This window comes from Mesorhizobium sp. M1A.T.Ca.IN.004.03.1.1 (assembly GCF_003997555.1).
GTDB lineage: Bacteria > Pseudomonadota > Alphaproteobacteria > Rhizobiales > Rhizobiaceae > Mesorhizobium.
Window position 1 is genome coordinate 1 of record NZ_RZTV01000324.1, and the last position, 272, is coordinate 272.

The 272-nt window shown below is 63.6% G+C and carries 1 protein-coding gene; it reads right to left on the reverse strand.

Going from position 1 to position 272, the window contains the following annotated elements; translation table 11 throughout:
* The coding region (locus EOD29_RS31845; protein ID WP_245475502.1) for a hypothetical protein at positions 1 to 254 on the reverse strand (254 nt) is incomplete at its 3' end.
* Between the last annotated feature and the right edge of the window lie 18 nt (positions 255 to 272).

The following is a 272-nucleotide window of genomic DNA, read 5'->3' on the forward strand; positions in this document are numbered from 1 at the left end:
AAGTCCTTGGACACGACCGCATATACGGCATAGTTGGTGTAGGCTCGCGCCGCATGGTCGTGGAACCCGTGCTCGAGCGCGAGCGCCAGGCTTTCCTCCATCCGTTCGCGACCGCCCGGACGGTCGTCGAACAAAAGCGAGGTGCCGACATTGTTCAAGGCATGGACGCGCGTTTCGACCTCGCCCAACCGGTCGGCCAAGGTGATCGCGCGCAGGCCCCACTCGATCGCCTCGTCGAAGCGGTAGTGCAGCATATGCACCTGCTCGCAGCT